Source organism: Oleiagrimonas citrea (genome assembly GCF_012395255.1).
GTDB classification, from domain to species: Bacteria; Pseudomonadota; Gammaproteobacteria; order Xanthomonadales; family Rhodanobacteraceae; genus Oleiagrimonas; species Oleiagrimonas citrea.
Window position 1 is genome coordinate 521523 of sequence record NZ_JAAZQD010000003.1, and the last position, 23053, is coordinate 544575.

Sequence of the window (23053 nt, forward strand, 5' to 3'; positions counted from 1 at the left end):
GAGTCTACCGCGAGCGACGCGAGTGAGAGAGCGCTGTGGGGCAGACGGCGTGCGCATGCTTGAACCGTGTCGCGGCCATGCCATGATGGATGCCCCGCGAATGGATCACGTTCATGACCCAGCCCGAGACCGTCGAAAGCGTCGAGTCCTGCGTCGAGCACATCCTGCAGCGTTGCGGCATGCATTGGCGCGTGGCGGCGCCGCTGGGGCTGGGCAAGCCCAATGCGCTGCTCAATGCGCTCTACCAGCGCGCGTGCGCGGACGAGCGCCTTTCGCTGACGCTGTTCACGGCGTTGTCCCTGACCCGGCCCGATGCGGGCGATGGCCTGCAGGCGCGATTCCTGAAACCGTTTCTTTCGCGTCATTTCGGCGATGACTATGTCGACCTCGACTACGCGCTCGACATGTGCCGCGGGCGATTGCCCGGCAATGTCCGTGTGCATGAGTTCTATCTGCAGTCCGGCGCCTATCTGCGCGCGGACAGCGTGCAGCGCGAGTACATCAGCCAGAACTACACCCATGTCGCGCGGGATCTGGTGGCGCGTGACATCAATCTCGTCGTGCAGCTGGTCGCTGTGCGCGCCAGCGGCGATGGCGTGCGCGTGAGTCTGGGTAGCAATCCGGATGTCACGCTTGACCTGCTCGATCGGCTCGATGCCGCCGGCCGCCCGCGACCGATGCTGGTTGCAGTGGCGCATCCGGACATGCCGTTCACCGGCGGCGGCGCCGAAGTGCCGGCCTCCATGTTCGATCTGCTGCTGCGCGAAGAAACGCCACAGCCGTGTCTGTTCGCCTTGCCGCGCGAGCCGGTGGACGACACCGAATATGCCATCGGCATCCATGCCAGCGGGCTGGTTCGCGACGGCGGCACGTTGCAGATCGGCATCGGCTCGCTGTCCGACGCGCTGGTACAAGCACTGACGCTGCGCCAGCGCGAGAATGATCGCTACCGCGCCATGCACGCTGCGCTGGACGCTGGCGGCGAAAGCCGCGCGCTGGCGCAGTCGCTGGGTGGATTGTCGCCGTTCGAGTTCGGTCTGTACGGCGCCAGCGAGATGGTCATGGACGGCTTCATGCAGTTGCACCGGGCGGGCATTCTCGGGCGGCGTGCCTACGACGACATGGCGCTGGAGCAGGCGGTCGCCGACGGTCGTGTCGCTTCGCCGCTGCCGCCGCATGCCGCCGATGCTTTGCACGAAGCCGGCGTGCTGCCGGACCGCATCGACGAGAAACAGATGGCGCGTCTGAAGCGCTTCGGCCTGCTGCCGTTCGAGGCGCAGCTGCAGGCCGACGACGTGATGTGTCCGGATGGCCGTCGTCTGCCGCGCCGGCTCGACACGTCCGACGCGCGGGTCGTCTGGAGCCGCATGCTCGAAGGGCGGACGTTGCGAGATGGTCGTTATCTGCGCGGGGCGTTTTTCCTCGGTTCGCACGATTTCTACGCCTGGCTGCGCGCGCTGGACGGTGAGGACTGGCACGGACTGGACATGACGCGCGTGTCCGACGTCAATCAACTCTACGGCGGGCGCGAGAAATTGGATGCGCTGCAGCGACGGCATGCGCGTTTCTTCAACATCTGCATGATGGCGACGCCTTTGGGCGCGGTGGTGTCCGATGCGCTTGAGGACGGGCGCGTGGTCAGCGGCGTGGGCGGCCAGTACAACTTCGTCGCCATGGCGCACGCGCTCGACGATGGCCGTTCCGCGCTGATGCTGCGCAGCACGCGTACCGCGCACGGCCGGCTGCATGCCAACATCCGCTGGAACTACGGGCACACCACGATTCCCCGGCATCTGCGCGACCTGGTCATCACCGAATACGGCATCGCCGATCTGCGCGGACGCTCGGACGAGGAGTGTGTCCGCGCCATGCTGGCAATCAGTGACGCGCGCTTCCTGGACGGCCTGGTCGCCGAGGCGAAGGCAGCGGGCAAGCTGCCGCGGGATTTCATCGTGCCCGATGCCTGGCGGCGCAACACGCCCGAACGACTGCGCGATGCATTGCGTCCGTTCCATGCCGAGGGGCTGCTGCCGACCTTTCCGCTGGGCTGCGACTTCACCGAGGTCGAGCAGCGGCTGCTGCCGGCGCTGGGCTGGCTGCGCGATCATGCTGAAGGTTGGGGCAATCGTCTGCGTCTGCTCCGGGCGGTGCTGGCGCCGGGCAAGGCTGTGGCCGGTGAGGCCGAAGCGCTCCAGCGCATGGGCTTCATGCAGGGTGGCGGCATCGGCGAACGCCTGCAGCGGCGCTTGCTGCAGACGGCGTTGCGGCGAAGCGGCCGGGACCAGGCTTCCCGCCCTGGATGAGTCGCTGGGTTCCTGCTTGTGCAGGAATGACGGGGGGATTCTGCTCGGGAGGTGCGGTCAGGCCATGTGTGGCGAGGGTTGGGTGCGCTGCGCGATACCTGAGTTCCTGTTTAGCGCAGGCATGACGAATTGCAACCGGCGCAGTAAGCGGCACGAGGGCGTCATCCCGGCGAACGCCGGGAACCGGCGCCTGTCTGACGACATGTGCGGAGCGCGGACAGGATTTTCGGATCTGCCGCAGGTATCCGGGCGATCGGCCGCGTCGCCGCATCGGTTATCCTTGGCGTCCTCGCATACTTCGATTCCGACCATGTCCGCCGTCCCCGAGCATTCCTCCGAAATCACGCCCCGCAACGCCGAGTCCGAGCCGCGCCGTCACAGTGTCGGTGTACGCATCGGTCCAGTGCAGGTCGGCGGTGGCGCGCCGGTCGCGGTGCAGTCGATGACCAATACCGACACCGCCGATGTACAGGGCACGGCGAAGCAGGTGGCGGAGTTGGCGCGCGCCGGTTCCGAGCTGGTGCGCATTACCGTGAACAATCCCGAGGCGGCCGCTGCGGTACCACGTATCCGCGAACGCCTGGACATGATGGGCGTGTCCGTGCCGCTGGTCGGCGATTTCCACTACAACGGCCACCAGTTGCTGGAAGCCGAGCCGGCCTGCGCCGAGGCGCTGGCGAAGTACCGCATCAATCCGGGCAACGTCGGCTTCGGCAAGAAGAAGGACTCGCAGTTCGCCGCGATCATCGAGAAGGCGCTGGAATACGACAAACCGGTGCGCATCGGCGCCAACTGGGGTTCGCTGGACCAGTCCATGGTCGCCGTGCTGATGGACGAGAATCACCAGCGCGCGAAGCCGTGGGACGCCGCGCACGTGGCGCGCGAGGCACTGATCCGCTCGGCACTGGATTCGGCTGCGCGGGCCGAGGAACTCGGTCTGTCGCGCGACCGCATCATCCTCTCGGCCAAGGTGTCGGGTGTGCAGGAGCTGATCGCCGTCTACCGCGATCTGGCCGCGCGTTCGGACTATGCGCTGCACCTCGGTCTGACCGAGGCCGGCATGGGCTCGAAGGGCATCGTCGCCTCCAGCGCCGCGCTGGCGGTGCTGCTGCAGGAAGGCATCGGCGACACCATCCGCATCTCGTTGACGCCGGAACCCGGGCAGTCGCGCACGCAGGAAGTCATCGTCGCGCAGGAACTGCTGCAGACCATGGGCCTGCGCGCCTTCACGCCGCTGGTCACGGCCTGTCCGGGCTGCGGGCGCACCACCAGCACGGTGTTCCAGGAGCTGGCCAAGGCCGTGCAGGAGCATGTGCGCGCGAAGATGCCGGAATGGCGCGTGAAGTACGACGGTGTGGAGAACATGACGCTCGCTGTCATGGGCTGCGTGGTCAACGGGCCGGGCGAGTCCAAGCACGCCAATATCGGCATCTCGCTGCCGGGTACGGGCGAGGCGCCTTCGGCGCCGGTGTTCGTCGACGGCAAGAAGACCGTGACCCTGCGCGGCGAAGGCATCGCGCAGGAGTTCATCGGTATCGTCGAGGACTACATCGGCACGCATTACACCGCACGCGGCGATTGAGTCGCGGTCCGACATGGATGAGGAAACCCGCATCCGCGCGCTCTGGGACGCCAACGCGGCGGCCTGGACCCACGCGGTGCGCAGCGGCGGCATCCGCAGCCGCCGCGTGGCGACGGATGGCGCGATCCTCGACGCCGTGCTCGCGCGGCATCCCCGCACCGCGCTGGATATCGGCTGCGGCGAGGGATGGCTGGTGCGCGCACTGGCAGCCCTGGACATCGACGTGCTGGGTGTGGATGGCGCCCGCGCGCTGATCGAACAGGCACAGGCGGCCGGTCCCGGCCGGTATCGGGTGCGGACCCAGGAAGCTCTGGGCGAGCATGGGCTGGACGCGCGCTTCGACGTGGTGACGTGCAATTTCGCCTTGTTCGGCAAGACCGTGGTCGAGCGTCTGTTCGAACGCGTGCCGGAATGGCTGCAACCCGGCGGGGCGTTGATCATCCAGACACTGCATCCCGACTCGGTCTGCGACGGCGCGGAGGCCCGGGACGGCTGGCGCAGCGGGTCGTGGCAGGGTTGCGGCGACGGATTCGGCGATGCGCCGCCGTGGTACTTCCGCACACTTGCGAGCTGGACAGCGTTGATCGAGGCCAGCGGGCTGCGCGTGGTCGAGTGTCGAACGCCTCGCGACCCCGAGGGTGGCCGGGCGCTGTCGCTACTGCTGGTGGCCGAGGCGGCCTGATCGCCGCGCCGACGAGATTTCGATAGAGTGTCTTGTTGGTGTGTGTCAGGGAGATGCGCGCCGACGTCGCGGTGCGCCGCGATCGGACAAAACAACAGGGGGGAATACGGATGTTGAAGCGTGCACTTTTCGGACTGGTCGTGCTCGGGGCTTTTCTGCTCTGGCATTTCGGCAGGAACGCGACCATGCCCTCGCTGGCCGAGGAAGCTCAGATGGCTCCGCCCGCACAAGCCACGTCGGTCACATTCAAGAAGGATTCCTGGGCGTGCACCGCCGAGGAGTTCAAGCATCAGGTGCTTCAGGACAAGAGCTACTACGCCAGTCCGGTGGTGATCAAGATCGTTGGCGGCGCACCGCAGTTCTGCCGCGAGATCAACACGAGCCACGGATATACGCTGGTGAAGAGCGACGCGGCGCCCGGCCCGTGTCCCGATCACAGTTGCGTTGCTTTCAGAGCGGAGGTTCGGTTCAAGGGGCGTACCTACCCCTGGGTGCTATATGCGCCCAATAGCTTCATTGCATCGTCGAACTGAGACGTCTTCCGGGTACGGATGCGTCGCGAGCCGCCGCGATTGCCGTGCGCGCGGTCACGGGTTGGATTTCGCCGTTCGCAGCAGGTCGTCGGCGAGGCGCGGTGGAGTCGGGCGCCAGATGTCCGCAGTGAGCGGTTGCGACGCCAGCGCTTCGGCACGGGCGACGAAATCCTTGCGTGGCCATTCTTCCGCGCCGAGCGAAAGCAGGTGCGGGTTGCTCACTTGCGCGTCGAGCAACGGTGCGCCGCCTTCACGCAGCAGTGCGGCGAGCGCGCACAGCGCCATTTTCGAGCCGCCGCTCTGTGCGCTGAACATCGACTCGCCGCAGAAAAGCCGGCCCACGGCCACGCCGTATACGCCACCGACCAGGGCGTCGTCGTCCCATACTTCCATGCTGTGGGCGTGGCCGAGGCGGTGCAGGACGCTATAGGCCTGGATCATCGCAGGGCCGATCCAGGTGCCGTCCTGACCGGGGCGTGGAGCGGCGCAGGCTTCGATGACCCGGTCGAAGGCCTGGTTCACGGTGATCCGCCAGCCTTTGCCGCGGACCTGGCGCCGCAGACTGCGGTTGGGACGCAGGCGTTCGGTACGGAACACACAGCGTGGGTCCGGCGACCACCACAGAATCGGATCGCTCTCGCTGAACCAGGGAAAGATGCCGTGGCGATAGGCGGCCAGCAGGCGCTCCGGACGCAGGTCGCCGCCGACGGCGAGCAGGCCGTCGGGGTCGCGCAGTGCGCGAGAGACGGGCGGGAAACGCGGTGGCGAACCGGGTTCGATGAATGTGAGCGGAAGGCGCGTCATGACACCGTCATGGTGCCACGACGCGGAATGGTGCGCTTCAGCTACGGCGCACGAAGCTGCGCATGGTCAGTCCCTGCGTGGTGCGGAACTGCGTGGGTCGCGCCATGCCCGGATCGGCGGCGATGAACACGAAACGGTCGTCGTCCAGTTGATAGCTGGCCAGGATCGGCTGGCCGGCCTCTTCGCCGATGGCGTCGACCCAGGTGATGGACTTGGGCGTGGTCGTGGCGTCTAGCGTGAAGGTGCCGTGCAGCATGAGTGTGCCATCTGGAGAGCGAGCTTCGAAACGATGGCCGTCGATGAGGTTGATGACACCTGCGCCACCATAGGTATCCGGCGGGTCGATGACGCCATTATCCTCGACGCCGACCTGCACCCATTCGCCTTGCAGCAGGGCAAGGTCATGTTCGCTGGCATTCGAATGATCGTTTTTGTTCTCTTCGTTCATGCTCATGATGCAATCAGTCCTTGAAATGTACGGCGCATTCTATGCTTCGGCGTACGGACTGTGTGCGCGCAGCTCCTCGGCATAGACCTGCATCTCCTCGTCTTCCTCACGCAAGGCACGCGCCACGGCCGCGCGGAATCCCTCGTGGACCAGGAAATGGCGTGAGTGCGTGCGGGTGGGCATGAAGCCGCGCGCCATCTTGTGGCGGCCCTGTGCACCTGGTTCGAAACGTTGCAGTCCGTGCGCGATGGCGTGTTCGATGCCGAGGTAGTAGCACAGTTCGAAGTGCAGGCCGGGTACATCGACGCGGGTGCCCCAGTAGCGGCCGTACAGCGTGTTTTTGCCGCGAAGGAACAGCGCCATCGCGAGGATGTCGTCGCCGTGCCGCGCCAGCGCCACCTGCACGCTGTCGCCGAGCGAGGCTGCCAGATGGCGGAAGAAGTCGAGCGTCAGCGCGGCGTGGTTGCCTTTCTCGTCGAAGGTGGCTTGGTAGAGCGCGTGGATCTGCATCCATTCGGCGTCGCTGAGGCGGTTGCCGGCGACCATCGCGCAATCCAGTCCGCTGTCGGCGACCTGGCGGCGCTCATGGCGGATGTTCTTGCGCTTCTTGTGCTTGAGCGCGGCGAGGAAATCCGCAAAGTCGCCGTAGCCGCGGTTGTGCCAGTGGTACTGGATGTCGTGGCGCGGCAGCCATGCATCGTCGAAGGCGTCCAGGTCATCGTCGGTCAGGAAATTGGCGTGTGCCGACGACAGACCGTGGCGGCGCGCTTCCTCGGCGAGAGCGTCGATCAGCGCGCGGCGCAGGGCCGGCGCTTCGTCGCCGTCGGCGACCAGCAGGCGCGGCCCGGGGATGGGCGAGTAGGGCACGCCCAGCAGCAGTTTCGGGTAGTAGTCGCCACCGGCCTGTTCCCAGGCATGCGCCCAGCCCCAGTCGAACACGTATTCGCCGTGCGAGTTGCCTTTCAGGTAGACCGGGGCGGCGCCGATCAGGCGCTCGCCGTCGTGCAGGGTCAGGTGATGCGGTTGCCAGCCCCACTCGCGACGAATGCAGTCGTGGCGTTCCAGTCCGGCGAGGAAGGCGTGCGAGACAAACGGGTTCGCCGCGCCGGCTAGCGCATCCCAGGCCGAGGCCTCGATGTCGTCCAGGGAATCGTGGAAGCGGGCCGTGAGCATGCGGTCAGGATAGCGGGACCGACCGGCGCATCGTGATGCGCCGGTCGGTCGACAGACGGCGGATCAGCCGTTGAGGTTCTGCTGATCCAGCCAGCGCTCGGCGTCGAGCGCCGCCATGCAGCCGAAGCCGGCCGAGGTGACGGCTTGACGGTAGACCTGGTCAGCCACATCGCCGGCGGCGAACACGCCGGGCACCGAAGCCATCGTGGCCATGCCGGCCAGACCGCTCTTGATGGTGATATAGCCGTTCTTCATGTCCAGCTGACCGTCGAAGATGCCGGTGTTCGGGGTGTGGCCGATGGCCACGAACATGCCGGTGACTTCCAGGTCGCGGGTGCTGTCGTCCTTGGTGCTGCGCACGCGCACGCCGTTCACGCCGGAATCGTCGCCCAGCACTTCGTCGACGGTGTGTTCCCAGACCATCTCGATCTTGCCGGCGTTGACCTTCTCGAACAGCTTGTCCTGCATGATCTTTTCGGCGCGCAGCGAGTCGCGGCGGTGCACCAGGTAGACCTTGCGGCAGATGTTGGCCAGGTACAGCGCTTCCTCGACCGCAGTGTTGCCGCCACCGATGACCGCCACGTCCTGTTCGCGGAAGAAGAAGCCGTCGCAGGTGGCGCAGGCCGACACGCCCTTGCCCTTGAAGTGCTCCTCCGAGGCCAGTCCGAGGTACTTGGCGGTGGCGCCGGTGGTGATGATGAGCGCGTCGCAGGTGTACTCGCCGCTGTCGCCCTTGAGGCGGAACGGGCGCTGGGTCAGGTCGGCGGTGTGGATGTGGTCGAAGATCATCTCGGTCTTGAAGCGCTCGGCGTGCTCGGCCATGCGCTGCATGAGTTCCGGACCCTGCACTCCATTCTGGTCGCCGGGCCAGTTGTCGACGTCGGTGGTGGTCATCAGCTGGCCGCCCTGTTCGAGACCGGTGACCATTGTCGGCTTCAGGTTGGCGCGGGCGGCGTAGACCGCGGCGGTGTAGCCGGCGGGGCCGGAGCCGAGGATCAGAAGACGGCTGTGCTTGGGGGTGCTCATGTATAATCCTTGGGGTTTGGTACGGCGTATCGGGTCGTGCCCGCCAGCTCCATTCGGAGCGCTTTCCGCCATGCTTCCACGGTGCCTTCGACGGTACCGCGGCGTTGCGGGTTGGTGCTGCGGAGTGAAACAGAATGGGGAAGGCGGCGCGGCGATTCAAGACGTACCGGTCGGTGCGCAGCGCGAACCCGCGCGGCGCGTCCTTTTTCAGCAGAAGTTCTTGCGAGGTTGTTCGTCCCATGCGTATCGGCATTCCTTCCGAAACCAAGACCCTCGAGGGCCGTGTCGCCCTGGTGCCCGCCGCGGCCGGCGATCTGGTCCGTCGTGGCCACGAGGTCTTCATCCAGTCCGGCGCGGGCGAGAAGAGCGGCTTCTCGGACGAGGCCTACACCCAGGTTGGCGTGCAGATCGCGGCCGACGCCGCGGCGCTGTATGCGGCCGGCGAACTGATCGTCAAGGTCAAGGAGCCGATCGCGGGCGATCTGGAGCATCTGCAGAAGCATCATCTGCTGTTCTGCTACCTGCACCTGGCCGCCGAGCCGGCGCTGACCGAGCGTCTGCTCGAGATCGGCCTGACCGGTGTGGCCTTCGAGTCGGTGGAAGAGAACGGTTCGCTGCCGCTGCTGACGCCGATGTCGATCATCGCCGGTCGCATCGCCACCCAATGCGGCACCACCCTGCTGCACCGCCCGAACGGCGGCAAGGGCAAGCTGCTGGGCGGCCTGGCCTCGGCCGAGCGCGGCAAGGTGGTGGTGCTGGGCGCTGGTGCGGCCGGCGGTGCATCCGCTGCGCTGGCGGCGCAGGCCGGCGCCAACGTGGTGGTGTTCGATAAGCGCCAGGACCGCATGGCCGAGATGATGGCGCTGGGCCACAACGTGACTGCGCTGTATGCCTACGAGCAGGCCGTGGCCGAGCACGTGGCCGACGCCGACCTGGTCATCGGCGCGGTGCTGATCCCCAGCGCCAAGGCGCCGCGCGTGGTCACCGAAGACATGGTCAAGACCATGGAGAAGGGCAGCGTGCTGGTGGACATCTCCATCGACCAGGGCGGTTGCTTCGAGACCTCCAAACCGACCACCTGGGCCGAGCCGACCTACGACGTGCACGGTGTCACGCATTTCGCCGTCACCAACATGCCGGGTGCGGTGCAGCAGACCTCCAGTCAGGCCATTTCGGCGGCGATCCTGCCGTACGTGCAGCGCCTGGCGGCCGGCGTCAGCTGGCGTGAGCATGAACCGCTGCGTGCGGGCATCAATGTCGAAGGCGGCGAAATCGTGCATCCTGCCTTGAGGGCCGATGCGTAACGCCCGTGTCCCGCGCTGGGCCGGTGTGTCTGCCACGCGGCACCGGGTTCGGCGCGGGCGATTCGGGGCATGAACAAGTGCGCAGGACGTGCTATAACGTTTCCTGAAATTTCATGCAGTTGCCCTGATTTCTTGAGGTAGTACACCACGTGGCACGCAAGACCAGCGCCAAGGCCAAGGGGAAAGCGCAGGAACCGGAGAGCGGTCTCAACGAGGACCTGCGCCGGCGTCTGCGCGAAGCCGGCGTCCTGTTGTTGGTGCCACTGGCGGTGTATCTGCTGCTGTGTCTGGCGACCTACAGCGCACAGGACCCGAGCTGGTCGCACGCGTCCGAGGTTGACGACATTCACAATCTGGGCGGCATGGTCGGCGCGTGGATCGCCGACCTGCTGCGCTATCTGTTCGGTGTCGTCTCCTACGCCTTTCCGCTGCTGTTGCTGGCGCTGGGCCTGAAGGTTCTGCGCCGCGACGTGAACGCGGAGTCGGTGACGCCGTACGAGCCGGCGCTTCGTCTGGTCGGTTTCGTGCTGTTCTTCATCGTCGGGCCGGGGCTGGCGGCGCTGAACTTCGGTCACTACCGTGCCGCGCCGGCTGGAACCGGCGGTGTGCTCGGCGAGGCGGTCAGTCATGGTCTGGGCAGTGCCTTCGGTCAGGGCACGCCATTGTTGCTGTTCGCGCTGCTGTTGATCGCGATCACGCTGGCAACGGGCCTTTCGTGGTTCCGTGTGATGGATGTCATCGGCCGCGGTGTGCTGGCGTTCGGTGCCTGGCTGGGTGCGCGTCTGCGCAAGGCGCCGGACATGCTGGCGGCCCGTGCGGCTCGCGCCGAGCGCACGGCGGTCAAGAAGGTCGAGGCGGTGAAGCAGGCCAGGCGCGAACCGATCCGCATCGAGCCGATCGAGCCGCGCGTGGAGAAGAGCGAGCGCGCCACGCGCGAGTCGCAGATTCCATTGTTCAAGAGTTCCTCTGCGAAGGGCGAACTGCCGCCACTGTCGCTGCTGGACGAGCCGCCGCCGCAGGGGCCGGGCTACAGCGAGGAAGCGCTGGAAGTGCTTTCGCGCCAGGTCGAGCTGAAGCTGAAGGATTTCCGCATCGAGGCGCGCGTGGTCGGGGTCTATCCCGGTCCGGTCATCACCCGTTTCGAGCTGGAACCCGCGCCGGGCGTGCGCGGCAGCCAGGTGTCCAATCTGGACAAGGACATTGCACGCGGCCTGTCCGTGGTCAGCGTGCGCGTGGTCGATGTGATCCCGGGCAAGAACGTGATCGGCCTGGAGATTCCCAACACCAAGCGCGAGATCGTCTATCTCTCGGAGATCCTGCGCTCGAAGGAATACGACGCCGCCAAGAGTTCGTTGTCGCTGGCGCTGGGCAAGAATATCGGCGGTCGGCCGGTCGTGGTGGATCTGGCCAAGATGCCGCATCTGCTGGTGGCCGGCACCACCGGTTCGGGCAAGTCGGTCGCCGTCAACGCCATGGTCCTGTCGCTGCTGTACAAGGCCAGCAAGGACGACGTGCGCCTGATCATGATCGATCCGAAGATGCTGGAGCTGTCGGTCTACGAGGGCATTCCGCATCTGTTGGCGCCGGTGGTCACCGACATGAAGGAGGCCGCCAACGCGCTGCGCTGGTGCGTGGCCGAGATGGAGCGCCGTTACAAGCTGATGGCCGCGGTCGGCGTGCGCAATCTGGCCGGATTCAACAAGAAGGTCAACGAGGCCGAGAAGGCGGGGCAGCCCTTGCTGGACCCGTTGTTCAAGCCCAATCCGGAACAGCCGGAACTGACCGCCGACCCGCTGCAGCCGCAGCCGCACATCGTGGTCATCATCGACGAATTCGCCGACATGATGATGATCGTCGGCAAGAAGGTCGAAGAGCTGATTGCGCGTCTGGCGCAGAAGGCGCGTGCCGCCGGCATCCACCTGATCCTGGCCACGCAGCGCCCGTCGGTGGACGTCATCACCGGCCTGATCAAGGCCAACATTCCGACTCGCATCGCGTTCCAGGTCTCGAGCAAGATCGACTCGCGCACCATTCTCGACCAGTCCGGCGCGGAGACGTTGCTGGGCCACGGCGACATGCTGTATCTGCCGCCGGGCACGGCCACGCCCGAACGCGTGCATGGCGCCTTCGTCGACGATCACGAGGTGCATGGCGTGGTCGAGTGGCTGAAGTCGCAGGGCGAGCCCGACTACATCGAGGGCGTGCTGGAAGACGTGCAGACGCTGGGCGATGGCAAGGTCATCAGCGAGTCCGGTTTGCCGCAGGATGCCGATGAAGGCGGTGGCGGCGACGCGGCGCTGTACGACAAGGCCGTGGCCATCGTCACGCAGACGCGCCGCGCGTCGATTTCTGGTGTGCAGCGGCATCTGCGCATTGGCTACAACCGCGCCGCGCGGCTGATCGAACAAATGGAGGCCGACGGCGTGGTCAGCGCGCCGCAGCACAACGGCACCCGCGAAGTGCTGGCACCGCCGCCGCCGCGCGATTGAGGCGCTTCAGCCTCGCTTCAAATCATTTCGCTCAAGCTGAACGCATCCTTCTTGTTTCTGCAGGTTCGTCCATGAAGATTCGCTTCGCCATGCTGCTGTTGATCCTGTGCCTCGCGCCGTTCGCTGCGCAGTCCGCGCAGACCGCCCGGGCCCGTCTGGACGCCTTTGCGCACAATCTGCATGCCTTGCGCGGGGACTTCACGCAGACCCTGACCGACGCCAATGGTCGAACCGGTCAGACCAGTCGCGGCACCGTGGCGTTGCAGACGCCGCGATTGTTCCGTTGGCAGACCAAGACGCCGTATCAGCAGTTGATCGTCGCCGACGGCAGTCGCGTGTGGACCTACGACCCGGACCTTGAACAGGTCACGGTGCAGCGGCAGAGCCTGCGCGAAGCGCACAGTCCGCTGACGGTACTGACCGATCCGTCGCGCGTGGACAAGGAATTCACGGTGACCGAACTGGGCACACGCGACGGCCTGCAATGGTTGCAGCTCAGCCCGCGGGACAGCGCGCAGAATATCCAGTCGGCGCAGCTCGGTTTCGATGACAAAGGGCTTGTGGAGATGCGCTTCACGGACCGTCTGGGCGCGGAATCGGTGATTCGCTTCAGTCATTGGCAGCGCAATCCGTCGCTGCCTTCATCGTTGTTCACCTTCACCCCGCCGAAGGGCGCGGACGTGGTCGGCGACACCAGCGGCATTCCCGAAGTGCGTCCGCTGGGTGGCTCCTGACCCGGTTCCGGGACGCACGTACAGGGGAGTGCGATGATTCGCCGTCTGCCGCGCTGGGTCTGGTTCGGGGGCACGCTGCTGGCGCTGCTGGCCGGCATGGTCAATGCCGTCGGCTATCTCAGCTTCGATCACCAGGCGGTCACGCACATGACCGGCACGACGACGCTGGTCGGCGTCAGTGCGGTGGAAGGCAATCATGCCGGCCTGATTCGCTACCTGGGCGCCATGCTGGCATTTCTGACGGGCGCGGCGACCAGCGGCATGATCGTGCGCGACACATCACTGCAACTCGGACAGCGCTATGGCGTCGCACTGGTGATCGAGTCGCTGCTGCTGTTCGCCGCGGTGCCCCTGATCCATGCACACGCAAATGCGGGGTTATGGGTCGCTGCAGCGGCCTGCGGACTGCAGAACGCGATGGTCACCACGTTCAGCGGCGCCGTGGTGCGGACCACGCACGTCACCGGGATTCTCACCGACCTCGGCTTGCTGATCGGCCATCGTCTGCGCGGATTGGCGATCGACAATCGCCGGTTGCGTCTTTACCTGCTGTTGTTCGGGGGCTTTCTCAGCGGTGGTTTCGTGGGCGCGTATGCATTCGGTTTCTGGCGCGAGCGGACGCTTTTTTTGCCGGCAGTCCTCGCGGCGCTGATCGGGTTCGGTTACATCCTCCACCGTCGTCGCAGTCTTCGCGCTGCACGCAGACCGAAGATCTCCAAACGCTGAAAGCGACTCGTCAGGAGGCGGCCTTGCAGCGATTGCGGCCGCTGTCCTTGGCTGCATAGAGCGCTGCATCGGCCCGTGAAATCCACTGCTGCAGCGACTCGCCTTCGCGCAGCGCCGCGACACCGATGCTGACGGTCACGGTGATCTTGCTTCGCTGGTGGTGAATGGATGTCTGCGCCAGCGTCTCGCGTATGCGTTCGGCCATCTGCATGCTCTGTTCCAGCGAACTGTCCGGCAGACAGATCACCAGTTCTTCGCCGCCGAAGCGAGCCGCAAGATCGGTTTCGCGGCAATGTGTACGGATTACGCTGGCGACTGCGCGGATCGCGGCGTCGCCGGCAAGGTGTCCATAGGTGTCGTTGACTTGCTTGAACCGGTCCAGATCGAGCAGGACCATGCAGGCGTGTCCCGATTCGGCCTTCGCGCGCACTTCTTCGGCCAGTTCCAGGAAGCGGCGACGGTTGTACAGGCCGCTGAGTTCATCGGTGCCGGCGAGCTGGTCCAGACGGAGGTTCGCAGCTTGCAGGTCGCGGGTGCGTTCGTCGACCTGCTGCTGCAGCCGTTGCGCCTGACGGCGCAGATACAGCGTGCGCAGATGGACCAGCACGAAGATCAGGAGCAGCGCCAGCACCGCAATGGCCAGTCGGAATGGCAGCGTTTCGTACCAGAGCGGCCTGACCACGACCGGGAACGAAGTCGTTACGACATGGGGGTACATGCCGTGTGTCCGGGCGCGCAATTGCAGGGTGTACCGGCCATGAGGGAGGTTGGTGTAGATCGCGGCTGGCGGCGTTCCCTTCGGCGTGTGCGTCCAGGTTTCGTCGAACCCCTGCATGCGATAGCTGTAGGCGGTTTCGCGTGGCGCATGGTAGTCCAGCAGGGCGAATTCCGCGCGCAGGCTGCGACCACTGCGGTCCACGGTCAGGGTCTGGCCGCTGTGCGGCAGTTCGGCCGGCGGCACATCGTGTCCGTTGAGCGTGGCGGCGGTGATCGACAATCGTCCCTGTGCGCCGTCATCGGATTGCACCCGCGGGCGCACTACGCTCAACCCGCCCAGTCCGCCGAACAGCAGTCGACCATCCGCCTTGGCGGCGGCGATGTAGATGTAGCTGGCGATATGCAGTCCGTCGCGAATGCCGAGATTGCGCGCATGGCCGGTATCGGGATCAATCTTCGCCAGCCCGTTGGACATGCTGACCCAGGCCGCGCCATCGTCGTCGATCAGCACGGCGTTGATCTTGTCGCTGGCCAGGCCCTGAGCCTGATTGATGACACGGAAGTGGACCGGCGCGTTCGGCCGATAGTGATCGATGACGGCCAGACCGCCGAATGTGCTCACCCAGATCCGCCCACGCGCATCGCGTGCGATACCGCCCACGTAGTTCTGCGGCAGGCTCTCGGCGTCTCCGTCGTGGTGTCGCAATGAACGAAAGCCGGTGTCCGCTCCGGCGCTCTTCGCGATGCTGATGCCGCGCGTGGTGGCATACCAGATCTCGTCGCCCACCTGCACGATCTGACGGACTGTGTCACTGGCCAGGCTATGCGGGTCGTTCGGCTGATGCATGAAGTGTGTCAGCCGACCGTTGCGAAAATCGTAGCGGTAGACACCTTCGTAAGTGCCGATCAGCAGATAGCGGCCGGCACGCAGCAGCGTCAGTACCGGTTTGTTGTCGAGCTCCGGCAGTACGGAATCGTGCACGGCGAACGTCTTCGGATCGATGCGTGCCATGCCCTGGGAACCGACCCAGATGCTTCCATCCGGTCCCTCCGCGAAGGCCTGCACGTCGCGATGCGCCTGACTGCCTCCGAGATGCAGGTGGCGAAGATGCTCGCGGTCCGCGGGGATGAGATCGATCTTGCCCATACCCAGGCCGAGCCATACCCGGTTCTGGTTGTCGACATAGATGCCGTGGACGTTGGGGTCCGCCAGTGCACGGGGTTGAAGCGGCGACGAAAGAACCGCGAAAGCGGTGCGCGCATGTCCGTTGCTCCGCGCCACGCCGAGGTCGGTCGCGACCCAGCGATTGCCGGTCGCGTCCTCCAGCAGTCCGCGCACGGTGTTGCCAGGCAGGGAAGAGGCGCGTGCGGGGTCGTGATCGATATGCTGGCTGGTGGCCGCGCCTACGCGATAAGCGACAATGCCGGCGCCATCGGTGCCGATCCACATCGTGCCGTCGTCGGTTTCGAGCATGGCGCGTACGGTCGGGCGGCGTGCGCCGGCATCGTAGCCGCTGAAATCGGGAACGGGGTGCCAGCGTCCACTACGGTCGCGGTAGACCGCGCCGGACTGCCCGCTGCCTGCCCAGATGCGACCTTCGCGGTCCTCGGTGATCGACCAGATCTGATCGTCGAGCACGGTCGTCGAGACGGCATCGTCGTTCGCGCTTGGCCGCACGAACTTGCGCGTGCCGGCCATGCGTTCGAACAGTCCCCGGTCGTTGCCGACCCAGAGGTTTCCGGCACGGTCCTCGAATACGCTGAAGTTGCGCGGCGCCAAACGCTTGCCGAGCGGGACGTGACGAATCGTATCGGTATGGGTGTCGAGGCGGTCCACGCCGCGATCGGTGGCGATCCAGACGATGCCGTCCCGGCCCTGCGAGAGGTCGTAGATCTTGGCGTCGGAGGTGCCGTTCGGACCGATCGGGTAGGTGTGGAACGCATTGGTGGCGGGATCGAAAACGGCCAGGCCGCCGGCGTTGGTGCCGACCAGGATGCGTCCATCGGGCAGCGCGAGCAGGCTGCGCACGTAGCTGTCCGGAAGCGCCGACGCCTTCTTTCCGTCGGTATCGAAACGTTGCATCCGGTAACCGTCGTAGCGCACCAGCCCACCCATGGTGCCGATCCATATCAGTCCGTTGCGATCCTGGGCGACGGCAGTGGTCACCGAATGCGGCAGGCCCTCGTCGATGCCGATATGGGTGAACCAGGGCGTATCGAAGGCCGACCAGGACGCGGCAGGCGCCGCCATCGCCATGCCGGCACGGCACAGCAACAGCCAGCCGGTCAGGGCCAGCAGGAGAAATGTGCGCATGGGGGAATTCATGCTGCGCCCATGTGCGAACAACAGGCGCGAACGCGGGTTGTATCGGCCTTCAAGCGAATGAATCCCCGGCTTTCTTGACGAATCGAGTCCCCGCATCATACAGGGGCGAGGGCGCGCCCACACTGTCTGTGCCATGGCCTACAGGCCGTGTTGAGCGAACGCGTAAGGTGCGCTCGTCTTCGCGGCGAAGACGTCAGGGGGCTGAGCGATGACGATCAATGACATCTTCGGACACGCGGATGGTCGCGGTGCTGCGGTCGAATCTCTATGATGCCGCCATGGTGCAGCACAAAACGCCCTCGATGCCGGGCCTGTTCGCCGAGCCGGAAGGCCTCAAACCCCTGGCCGAACGCATGCGGCCGCGTTCCCTGGACGAGATCGTCGGCCAGCGTCGTCTGGTGGGCAGCGACAGCGTGCTGCGGCGAGCTCTGGAAGAGGGGCGCGTGCACTCCATGGTGCTGTGGGGGCCGCCAGGGTGTGGCAAGACCACGCTGGCGCTGCTGGTGGCGAAATACGCCGATGCCGAATTCCGCGCCATTTCCGCAGTACTTTCCGGTCTTCCGGACGTGCGCAAGGCGCTGGCCGAGGCCGAGGGCCATTTCGCGCAGGGGCGCCGGACGGTGCTGTTTGTCGACGAGGTCCATCGTTTCAACAAGGCGCAGCAGGACGCTTTCCTGCCGCATATCGAGAAGGGCGTGATCCTGTTTGTCGGCGCGACCACCGAGAATCCGTCCTTCGAGCTGAACTCGGCACTGCTGTCGCGTTGCCGCGTGCATGTGCTGGAAGCGGTCGCGCAGGACGACATCGTGCAGGCGCTTCGGCACGCGTTGGACGACGAGGAACGTGGCCTCGGCACGCAAGCGCTCGACGTCGAGGACGACGCGCTGCGGATGATCGCGCAGGCTGCGGATGGCGATGTGCGTCGCGCGCTGACCCTGCTCGAGATCGCCGCCGAACTGGCCGAGGACGGTCGCATCGGGGACGCCACGCTGAAACAGGTGCTGGCCGATCGCACGCGTCGTTTCGACAAGGGCGGCGAGCAGTTCTACGACCAGATTTCGGCGTTGCACAAATCGGTGCGCAGCTCTGACCCGGACGCGGCCGTGTACTGGCTCACGCGCATGCTCGACGGCGGCTGCGACCGCAGCTATCTGGCCCGGCGCATGACGCGCATGGCGGTCGAGGACGTCGGTCTGGCCGATCCGCGCGCCTGGCGCATGGCGCTGGATGCGTGGGATACCTACGAACGTCTGGGCACGCCGGAGGGCGAGCTGGGGCTGGCGCAACTGGCGATCTACCTGGCCATCGCGCCGAAGAGCAATGCGGCCTACAAGGCCTACAACCAGGCGCGCGCCGCGGTGGGGGAAACCGGCACGCTGGAAGTGCCGATGCATCTGCGCAACGCGCCGACCAAGCTGATGAAGGGGCTCGGTTACGGCAAGAACTATCAGTACGACCACGATGCCGAGGGCGGCGTGGCGCTGGATCAGCAGTGCCTGCCCGATGCGCTGGACGGGACGGCCTTCTATGAGCCGGTCGAGCGCGGGCTGGAAATCAAGGTCAAGGAACGGCTGGATGCGCTGCGCGAGGCGCGGCGCAAGGCGCGCGGCGGCTGACTGCCGTCACCGAAACGGTCAGGGCGCGTTTCCCGCTCGCGCCGCTGTCGATGCGTTCCGGGTGGCATCGGGGGTCAGGGTGATGTCGCCAAACCAAGCGTGCGCGTTGCCGCCGGTGTTGTCCGAATCCGCGGCCAGCGCAATGCCTGTGATGGGCGGGGCCTTGTGCCCGAACGCCGCGCGGAAGTCCGCAGCGAGGTCGCGCGTCTCGGGCTGCCAAGCCCCGGCATGGCGATTGCCGCTCTGCAGCACGATCGTGCGCACACCGCTGAAGAACGGACTGGGTGCAATGGTGCCGACGGCATGGCGGTTGTCCCACACATAGCACAGCGCGGCGGTGGGCAGTGGATGGCCCAGGACATGCTCGGCCAGGCTGAGTTTCATGCGCTGATACAGCGAGAGGCTGCTTCGCGGCACGGCGAAGAACACGTATACGCGCGCGGCGGAGTCATCGCCGGAGCGCCGCGTCATGTCGGCGGCGGCGACGCTGTGGTCGACCTTCCAGCGCCAGCTCAAAAGGGTGGAGGCGGGCAGATCGAGTTTGTGGGCGACGGCGGCGGCATTCTTGTCGGTGTCGATGCTGAGTACAGTTTTTCCGTTCTCCCGCATCAGCGTGGTCGGCGCGGCCGGACGATGCCGCGACATGGCGTAATCGCGCCATCCCGAGGGAAGCGCTGTGCCGGGTGCATCGGTGGAGAAGCGCAGGGCGGCGCCGGCATGGGGCGCGGGAGTCAGTGCGACCGACGTGCCAAGCAGCAGGGAAAACAGGATCTTCAAGCGTTTCTCCGGGAGGATGCGTGGGTTCGCGCCGAATCGTGCGGTTGGGTGACTGCCCCCTCATCGTGCCGGCTGGCGCGTGCATGCGCGGTGAATGGTAACGCGGCCATCGCCGTGACGACTTTTTGCAGCGCGCAAGGTTTGCGCGATCCCTTGGCCTGCCGCGATAATCGTCGTTCCTGCGATAGGTAAAGGATGTTCCCATGCTCGATCCGGTGCTGCTGCGCTCGCAGCTTGCCGAAACCGCTGCGCGCCTGAAGTCGCGCGGCTTCGATCTCGATACGGCTGCGGTGGAGGCCCTGGAGGCCGAACGCAAGCAGTTGCAGACGCGCACCCAGGAACTGCAGGCCGAGCGCAACACGCGTTCGAAGAGTATCGGCAAGGCCAAGGCCGCCGGCGAGGACATCGCGCCGCTGCTGGCCGAGGTGGCCGGGCTGGGCGATCAGCTCAAGGCCAACGAGCAGGCTCTGGCGGATGTGCAGGCGCGGTTGTCCGACATCGCGCTGGGCATTCCCAATCTGCCCCATGCCGCCGTGCCGGAGGGCAAGGATGAAAACGACAACGTCGAGCAGTCGCGCTGGGGCGAGCCGCGCGCGTTCGATTTCGAGGTCAAGGACCATGTCGAACTCGGTGAGCGTCACGGCTGGCTGGACGGCGAGGCCGGCGCCAAGCTCTCCGGCGCGCGTTTCACCGTGATGCGTGGCCAGCTGGCGCGCCTGCATCGCGCGCTGGCGCAGTTCATGCTCGATGTGCAGACCGAGCAGCATGGTTACCTCGAATGCAACGTGCCGGTGCTGGTGAACAGTGAGAGCATGCTGGGCACGAGCCAGTTGCCTAAGTTCGAGGAAGATCTCTTCGTCACGCAGGTCGGCGACTCCAAGCGCTACCTGATTCCCACCGCCGAAGTGCCGCTGACCAATCTGGTGCGTGACAGCATCGTCGACGCCGACGCGCTGCCGATGCGCATGACCGCGCACACGCTGTGCTTCCGTGCCGAGGCTGGCAGCTACGGCAGGGACGTGCGCGGCATGATCCGCCAGCACCAGTTCGAGAAGATCGAGATGGTGCAGGTGGCGCATCCGGCGCATTCCTACGATCAGCTCGAGGAGATGGTCGGCCATGCCGAGAAGATCCTGCAGCTGCTGGATCTTCCCTACCGCAAGATGCTGCTGTGCACGGGCGACATGGGCTTCGGCTCGGCCAAGACCTACGACCTCGAAGTCTGGCTGCCCAGTCAGCAGGCCTATCGCGAAATCTCCAGCTGCTCGAACTTCGAGGATTTCCAGGCACGCCGCATGCAGGCGCGCTGGCGCAATCCCGAGACCGGCAAACCGGAGCTGGTGCATACCCTCAATGGTTCCGGTCTGGCGGTCGGCCGCTGCCTGATCGCGGTGATGGAAAACGGGCAAAATGCCGATGGTTCGATTACCATTCCCGAGGCCCTGCGTCCGTACATGCGTGGCGCATCGACCATCACGTAAGTCAAAGAAGAAATCATGGAGACCAAGGATCGCTGGCAGCAGGGATTGGCTATTGCGGAGCTGGCGGTCATGATCGCGGGCATCCTGCTGTATTCGCAGCTCTGTGGATTCGCGCAGCCGTGGCAGTTCCTCGGTTTTCTGGTCGGCCTGGGGATTCTGGCGCTCTGGGTGCGTCTTTCGCGGGTCAAGCTTCGGCGTCAGCTCGCGGTCGTGCTGCTCCTCGCGGCATATGCATCGTTCGTGCCGATGCTGCTCGGCGGGGAAGTCTCGCGCCGGGTGTTTTTCTTCGGCATGATGCTGCCGACGACGGTGTTCGGCGCAGCGATCTACTTCGGCGCCTTGCGCAGGGTACAGCGCAAGCGCCCGCTGGGGCCGCCGAACGACTGATCGGCACAGGCCGATGTTTCGGCCCGGCATCGCATGACATATGAAGTCGTGCGATGCCTCGACAATGCAAACGGTGAGGTGGCCGAGCGGTTTAAGGCACCGGTCTTGAAAACCGGCGTGGTAGCGATACCACCGTGGGTTCGAATCCCACCCTCACCGCCATCGATGCAAGTCGCTGATTGCCTGTCTCGAAAGGAACGCATGAAAAAGCCGCGGCGGACATGGGGCCGCCACGGCGAGGCACGTGTGTTTGCAGCCAGAATCAGGCCGCGCGGCGCGTGAGGCCGTGAATGGTGTTGCGGGCCTGCTCGAGGGCCTTCTGTTTCTGTTCCGGTCCCATGGCAATGCCTTCGGCACGCACGATGTCGATGTCGGTGATACCGATGAAGCCCAGGAAGCCGCGCAGATAGTTTTCCTGGAAGTCCATGGCGGCGGCAGGGCCTTCGCTGTAGATGCCACCTCGCGAGGACGCGATGATGACGCGCTTGCCGCCGGCCAGTCCTTCGGGGCCGTTTTCGGTATAGCGAAACACCTTGCCGGGTACCGCGATGCGGTCGATCCACGCCTTGAGCTGGGTGGTGATGCCGAAGTTGTACATCGGTGCACCCATCACCACGATATCCGCGTCGAGGAATTCGTCGAGAATCTCTTCGCCCAGCGAACTCGGTTCGCGGCTGACATCCACCACTGGCTGCCAATGCGGGATCGGGTCGGCGGCCAGGTCGCGGTAGACGATGTTGGCGTCGGGATGGGTGTCGCGAAGGCTGGCCACGATGTCCGCTGTCAGTTGGCGGCTTACCGAATTTGCGCCGAGGGCGCTGGCGTCCAGATGCAGAATGTTCATGGAATGACTCCGAGAGGAAGTGGGTTCTATCTGCGAACTATTCTGGTATCTGGACAATGACTCCGGAAGAGGGCATAAACGAACATATCGTTCATCAAGGAGAACAGTCGTGGAAGACCGCGACGGTGCACTGCACGACCTCAACGACCTGTATTTCTTCGCCGCGGTCGTCGAGCATGGCGGTTTTTCGGCCGCCGGGCGCGCATTGGGGATACCCAAGTCGCGCCTGAGCAAGCGAGTGTCGCAACTGGAGGATCGGCTGGGTGTGCGTCTGCTGCAGCGGACCACCCGCCGCTTCGTGGTCACCGAGGTCGGCGAGCGCTTCCACGCGCATTGCCGCGCGGTGTTGGAAGAGGCTCAGGCGGCGCAGGACGCCATCGACGAACTGCGCAGCGAGCCGCGCGGCGTCGTGCGCGTGACCTGTCCGATCTCGCTGTCGCAGACGGTGATGGCGAAACTGCTTCCCGAATTCATGAACCAGTATCCGAAGGTCCAGGTTCGCCTGATCTCCACGGATCGCCGGGTGGACCTGATTGGCGAGGGCATCGACATTGCCGTCCGCGTGCGTGCCAAGCTGGACACTGATGCGACGCTGGTGATGCGCACGTTCGGCGAGTCGCGCATGCTGGCCGTGGCCAGCCCGAAACTGCTCGATGAGCTGGGGCGTCCGCAGCGTGCGATGGATCTGTCGAAGCTGCCCGCATTGTCGCCGTTCGAGCATGATGCGCCGCAAGTCTGGCCGTTGACGGACGGCAGCGGAGCGAGTATCGACGTGCCTATGCAGGCGCGACTGATCACCGGCGAATTCTCGGTCCTGCTCGCGGCAGCTTGCGCCGGCATGGGCGTGACCATTCTGCCGGAGTGGATCGTGGCACCGGCCATGGCTCGCGGCGAACTGGAAGCCGTGCTGCCGGGCATGGGCACCGTGCCCGGCACCATGCATTTCGTCTATTCCAGTCGACGCGGGCTGCTTCCGGGCGTGCGTGCGCTGGTCGATTATCTTGCCGAACGTCTGCCCAAGGCGGCCGAGCAGAACCACATGGACTGCCGCAAGATGCGCGCCGGATAGGGCGTACGGAGCGTCCTTCGGCATACGGGACG

At 65.6% G+C, this 23053-nt stretch carries 19 protein-coding genes and 1 tRNA gene; 13 read left to right on the forward strand and 7 right to left on the reverse strand.

Annotated features, from left to right (window positions below; genetic code table 11):
• Positions 1-113: 113 nt before the first annotated feature.
• The 4 genes from HF690_RS09515 to HF690_RS09530 all read left to right on the forward strand — a co-directional run bounded on the left by HF690_RS09515 (position 114) and on the right by HF690_RS09530 (position 5100).
• Positions 114-2303, forward strand: a complete 2190-nt coding sequence (locus tag HF690_RS09515; RefSeq protein ID WP_240151696.1) for an acetyl-CoA hydrolase/transferase C-terminal domain-containing protein — start codon at positions 114-116, stop codon at positions 2301-2303.
• Positions 2304-2613: 310 nt separating this feature from the next.
• On the forward strand, positions 2614-3885 hold the full coding sequence (ispG, locus tag HF690_RS09520; protein WP_113064821.1) for a flavodoxin-dependent (E)-4-hydroxy-3-methylbut-2-enyl-diphosphate synthase: 1272 nt from the start codon (positions 2614-2616) through the stop codon (positions 3883-3885).
• A gap of 13 nt (positions 3886-3898) precedes the next feature.
• Positions 3899-4567: a class I SAM-dependent methyltransferase gene (locus HF690_RS09525; RefSeq protein ID WP_168609257.1), complete on the forward strand. Its 669-nt coding sequence runs from the start codon at positions 3899-3901 to the stop codon at positions 4565-4567.
• A gap of 53 nt (positions 4568-4620) precedes the next feature.
• Entirely contained in the window at positions 4621-5100 is a 480-nt protein-coding gene (locus HF690_RS09530; protein ID WP_168609258.1) for a hypothetical protein, read from the forward strand.
• Positions 5101-5154: 54 nt separating this feature from the next.
• On the opposite strand, the gene aat is transcribed toward HF690_RS09530, so the two are convergent.
• From aat to trxB, 4 genes are all read right to left on the reverse strand, one after another.
• Complete coding sequence (gene aat / locus HF690_RS09535; protein WP_168609259.1) at positions 5155-5904, reverse strand: leucyl/phenylalanyl-tRNA--protein transferase; 750 nt, start codon at positions 5902-5904, stop codon at positions 5155-5157.
• Positions 5905-5941: 37 nt separating this feature from the next.
• Entirely contained in the window at positions 5942-6358 is a 417-nt protein-coding gene (locus tag HF690_RS09540) for a TIGR03067 domain-containing protein (protein WP_240151697.1), read from the reverse strand.
• A gap of 33 nt (positions 6359-6391) precedes the next feature.
• Positions 6392-7525, reverse strand: a complete 1134-nt coding sequence (locus HF690_RS09545) for a GNAT family N-acetyltransferase (RefSeq protein ID WP_168609260.1) — start codon at positions 7523-7525, stop codon at positions 6392-6394.
• A 63-nt stretch (positions 7526-7588) separates the two neighbouring features.
• On the reverse strand, positions 7589-8551 hold the full coding sequence (gene trxB / locus HF690_RS09550) for a thioredoxin-disulfide reductase (protein ID WP_113064826.1): 963 nt from the start codon (positions 8549-8551) through the stop codon (positions 7589-7591).
• A gap of 239 nt (positions 8552-8790) precedes the next feature.
• Here trxB and HF690_RS09555 point away from each other — a divergent pair, with 239 nt between their 5' ends.
• From HF690_RS09555 to HF690_RS09570, 4 genes are all read left to right on the forward strand, one after another.
• Positions 8791-9855 carry an alanine dehydrogenase gene (locus HF690_RS09555; protein ID WP_113064827.1) on the forward strand — a complete coding sequence of 355 codons (1065 nt, stop codon included), beginning with the start codon at positions 8791-8793 and terminating at the stop codon, positions 9853-9855.
• Between the two features lie 149 nt (positions 9856-10004).
• Complete coding sequence (locus HF690_RS09560) at positions 10005-12344, forward strand: DNA translocase FtsK (protein ID WP_425495908.1); 2340 nt, start codon at positions 10005-10007, stop codon at positions 12342-12344.
• 71 nt (positions 12345-12415) lie between these two features.
• Complete coding sequence (gene lolA / locus HF690_RS09565) at positions 12416-13078, forward strand: outer membrane lipoprotein periplasmic chaperone LolA (RefSeq protein WP_168609261.1); 663 nt, start codon at positions 12416-12418, stop codon at positions 13076-13078.
• Between the two features lie 33 nt (positions 13079-13111).
• On the forward strand, positions 13112-13804 hold the full coding sequence (locus HF690_RS09570; RefSeq protein ID WP_113064829.1) for a YoaK family protein: 693 nt from the start codon (positions 13112-13114) through the stop codon (positions 13802-13804).
• Positions 13805-13814: 10 nt separating this feature from the next.
• Here the strand turns inward: HF690_RS09570 and HF690_RS09575 are convergent, their stop codons facing one another.
• A complete protein-coding gene (locus HF690_RS09575) occupies positions 13815-16835 on the reverse strand; it encodes a diguanylate cyclase (protein WP_240151698.1) in 3021 nt (1006 codons plus the stop codon).
• A 290-nt stretch (positions 16836-17125) separates the two neighbouring features.
• Between HF690_RS09575 and HF690_RS09580 the strand changes: the two genes are divergently transcribed.
• Complete coding sequence (locus HF690_RS09580; protein WP_168609262.1) at positions 17126-18463, forward strand: replication-associated recombination protein A; 1338 nt, start codon at positions 17126-17128, stop codon at positions 18461-18463.
• An 18-nt stretch (positions 18464-18481) separates the two neighbouring features.
• Here HF690_RS09580 and HF690_RS09585 read toward each other — a convergent pair whose 3' ends face one another.
• Positions 18482-19240 (reverse strand): DUF3047 domain-containing protein, encoded by a 759-nt coding sequence (locus HF690_RS09585; RefSeq protein WP_193568439.1) that lies wholly within the window; start codon positions 19238-19240, stop codon positions 18482-18484.
• 203 nt (positions 19241-19443) lie between these two features.
• Between HF690_RS09585 and serS the strand changes: the two genes are divergently transcribed.
• The 3 genes from serS to HF690_RS09600 all read left to right on the forward strand — a co-directional run bounded on the left by serS (position 19444) and on the right by HF690_RS09600 (position 21270).
• On the forward strand, positions 19444-20721 hold the full coding sequence (gene serS, locus HF690_RS09590) for a serine--tRNA ligase (RefSeq protein WP_168609263.1): 1278 nt from the start codon (positions 19444-19446) through the stop codon (positions 20719-20721).
• Positions 20722-20736: 15 nt separating this feature from the next.
• A complete protein-coding gene (locus tag HF690_RS09595) occupies positions 20737-21108 on the forward strand; it encodes a hypothetical protein (protein ID WP_168609264.1) in 372 nt (123 codons plus the stop codon).
• A 72-nt stretch (positions 21109-21180) separates the two neighbouring features.
• Positions 21181-21270 (forward strand) — tRNA-Ser (locus HF690_RS09600).
• 100 nt (positions 21271-21370) lie between these two features.
• On the opposite strand, the gene HF690_RS09605 is transcribed toward HF690_RS09600, so the two are convergent.
• A complete protein-coding gene (locus HF690_RS09605; protein WP_168609265.1) occupies positions 21371-21952 on the reverse strand; it encodes an FMN-dependent NADH-azoreductase in 582 nt (193 codons plus the stop codon).
• Positions 21953-22061: 109 nt separating this feature from the next.
• On the opposite strand from HF690_RS09605, the gene HF690_RS09610 reads away from it, so the two are divergent.
• On the forward strand, positions 22062-23021 hold the full coding sequence (locus HF690_RS09610; RefSeq protein ID WP_240601777.1) for a LysR substrate-binding domain-containing protein: 960 nt from the start codon (positions 22062-22064) through the stop codon (positions 23019-23021).
• Positions 23022-23053 lie beyond the last annotated feature (32 nt).

Coding starts and splice junctions, on each gene's coding strand:
- HF690_RS09515 (WP_240151696.1), top strand. CDS start 114: ATGACCCAGCCCGAGACCGTCGAAAGCGTCGAGTCCTGCGTCGAGCAC.
- ispG (WP_113064821.1), top strand. CDS start 2,614: ATGTCCGCCGTCCCCGAGCATTCCTCCGAAATCACGCCCCGCAACGCC.
- HF690_RS09525 (WP_168609257.1), top strand. CDS start 3,899: ATGGATGAGGAAACCCGCATCCGCGCGCTCTGGGACGCCAACGCGGCG.
- HF690_RS09530 (WP_168609258.1), top strand. CDS start 4,621: ATGCGCGCCGACGTCGCGGTGCGCCGCGATCGGACAAAACAACAGGGG.
- aat (WP_168609259.1), bottom strand. CDS start 5,904: ATGACGCGCCTTCCGCTCACATTCATCGAACCCGGTTCGCCACCGCGT.
- HF690_RS09540 (WP_240151697.1), bottom strand. CDS start 6,358: ATGAGCATGAACGAAGAGAACAAAAACGATCATTCGAATGCCAGCGAA.
- HF690_RS09545 (WP_168609260.1), bottom strand. CDS start 7,525: ATGCTCACGGCCCGCTTCCACGATTCCCTGGACGACATCGAGGCCTCG.
- trxB (WP_113064826.1), bottom strand. CDS start 8,551: ATGAGCACCCCCAAGCACAGCCGTCTTCTGATCCTCGGCTCCGGCCCC.
- HF690_RS09555 (WP_113064827.1), top strand. CDS start 8,791: ATGCGTATCGGCATTCCTTCCGAAACCAAGACCCTCGAGGGCCGTGTC.
- lolA (WP_168609261.1), top strand. CDS start 12,416: ATGAAGATTCGCTTCGCCATGCTGCTGTTGATCCTGTGCCTCGCGCCG.
- HF690_RS09570 (WP_113064829.1), top strand. CDS start 13,112: ATGATTCGCCGTCTGCCGCGCTGGGTCTGGTTCGGGGGCACGCTGCTG.
- HF690_RS09575 (WP_240151698.1), bottom strand. CDS start 16,835: ATGCGCACATTTCTCCTGCTGGCCCTGACCGGCTGGCTGTTGCTGTGC.
- HF690_RS09580 (WP_168609262.1), top strand. CDS start 17,126: ATGGTGCAGCACAAAACGCCCTCGATGCCGGGCCTGTTCGCCGAGCCG.
- serS (WP_168609263.1), top strand. CDS start 19,444: ATGCTCGATCCGGTGCTGCTGCGCTCGCAGCTTGCCGAAACCGCTGCG.
- HF690_RS09595 (WP_168609264.1), top strand. CDS start 20,737: ATGGAGACCAAGGATCGCTGGCAGCAGGGATTGGCTATTGCGGAGCTG.
- HF690_RS09605 (WP_168609265.1), bottom strand. CDS start 21,952: ATGAACATTCTGCATCTGGACGCCAGCGCCCTCGGCGCAAATTCGGTA.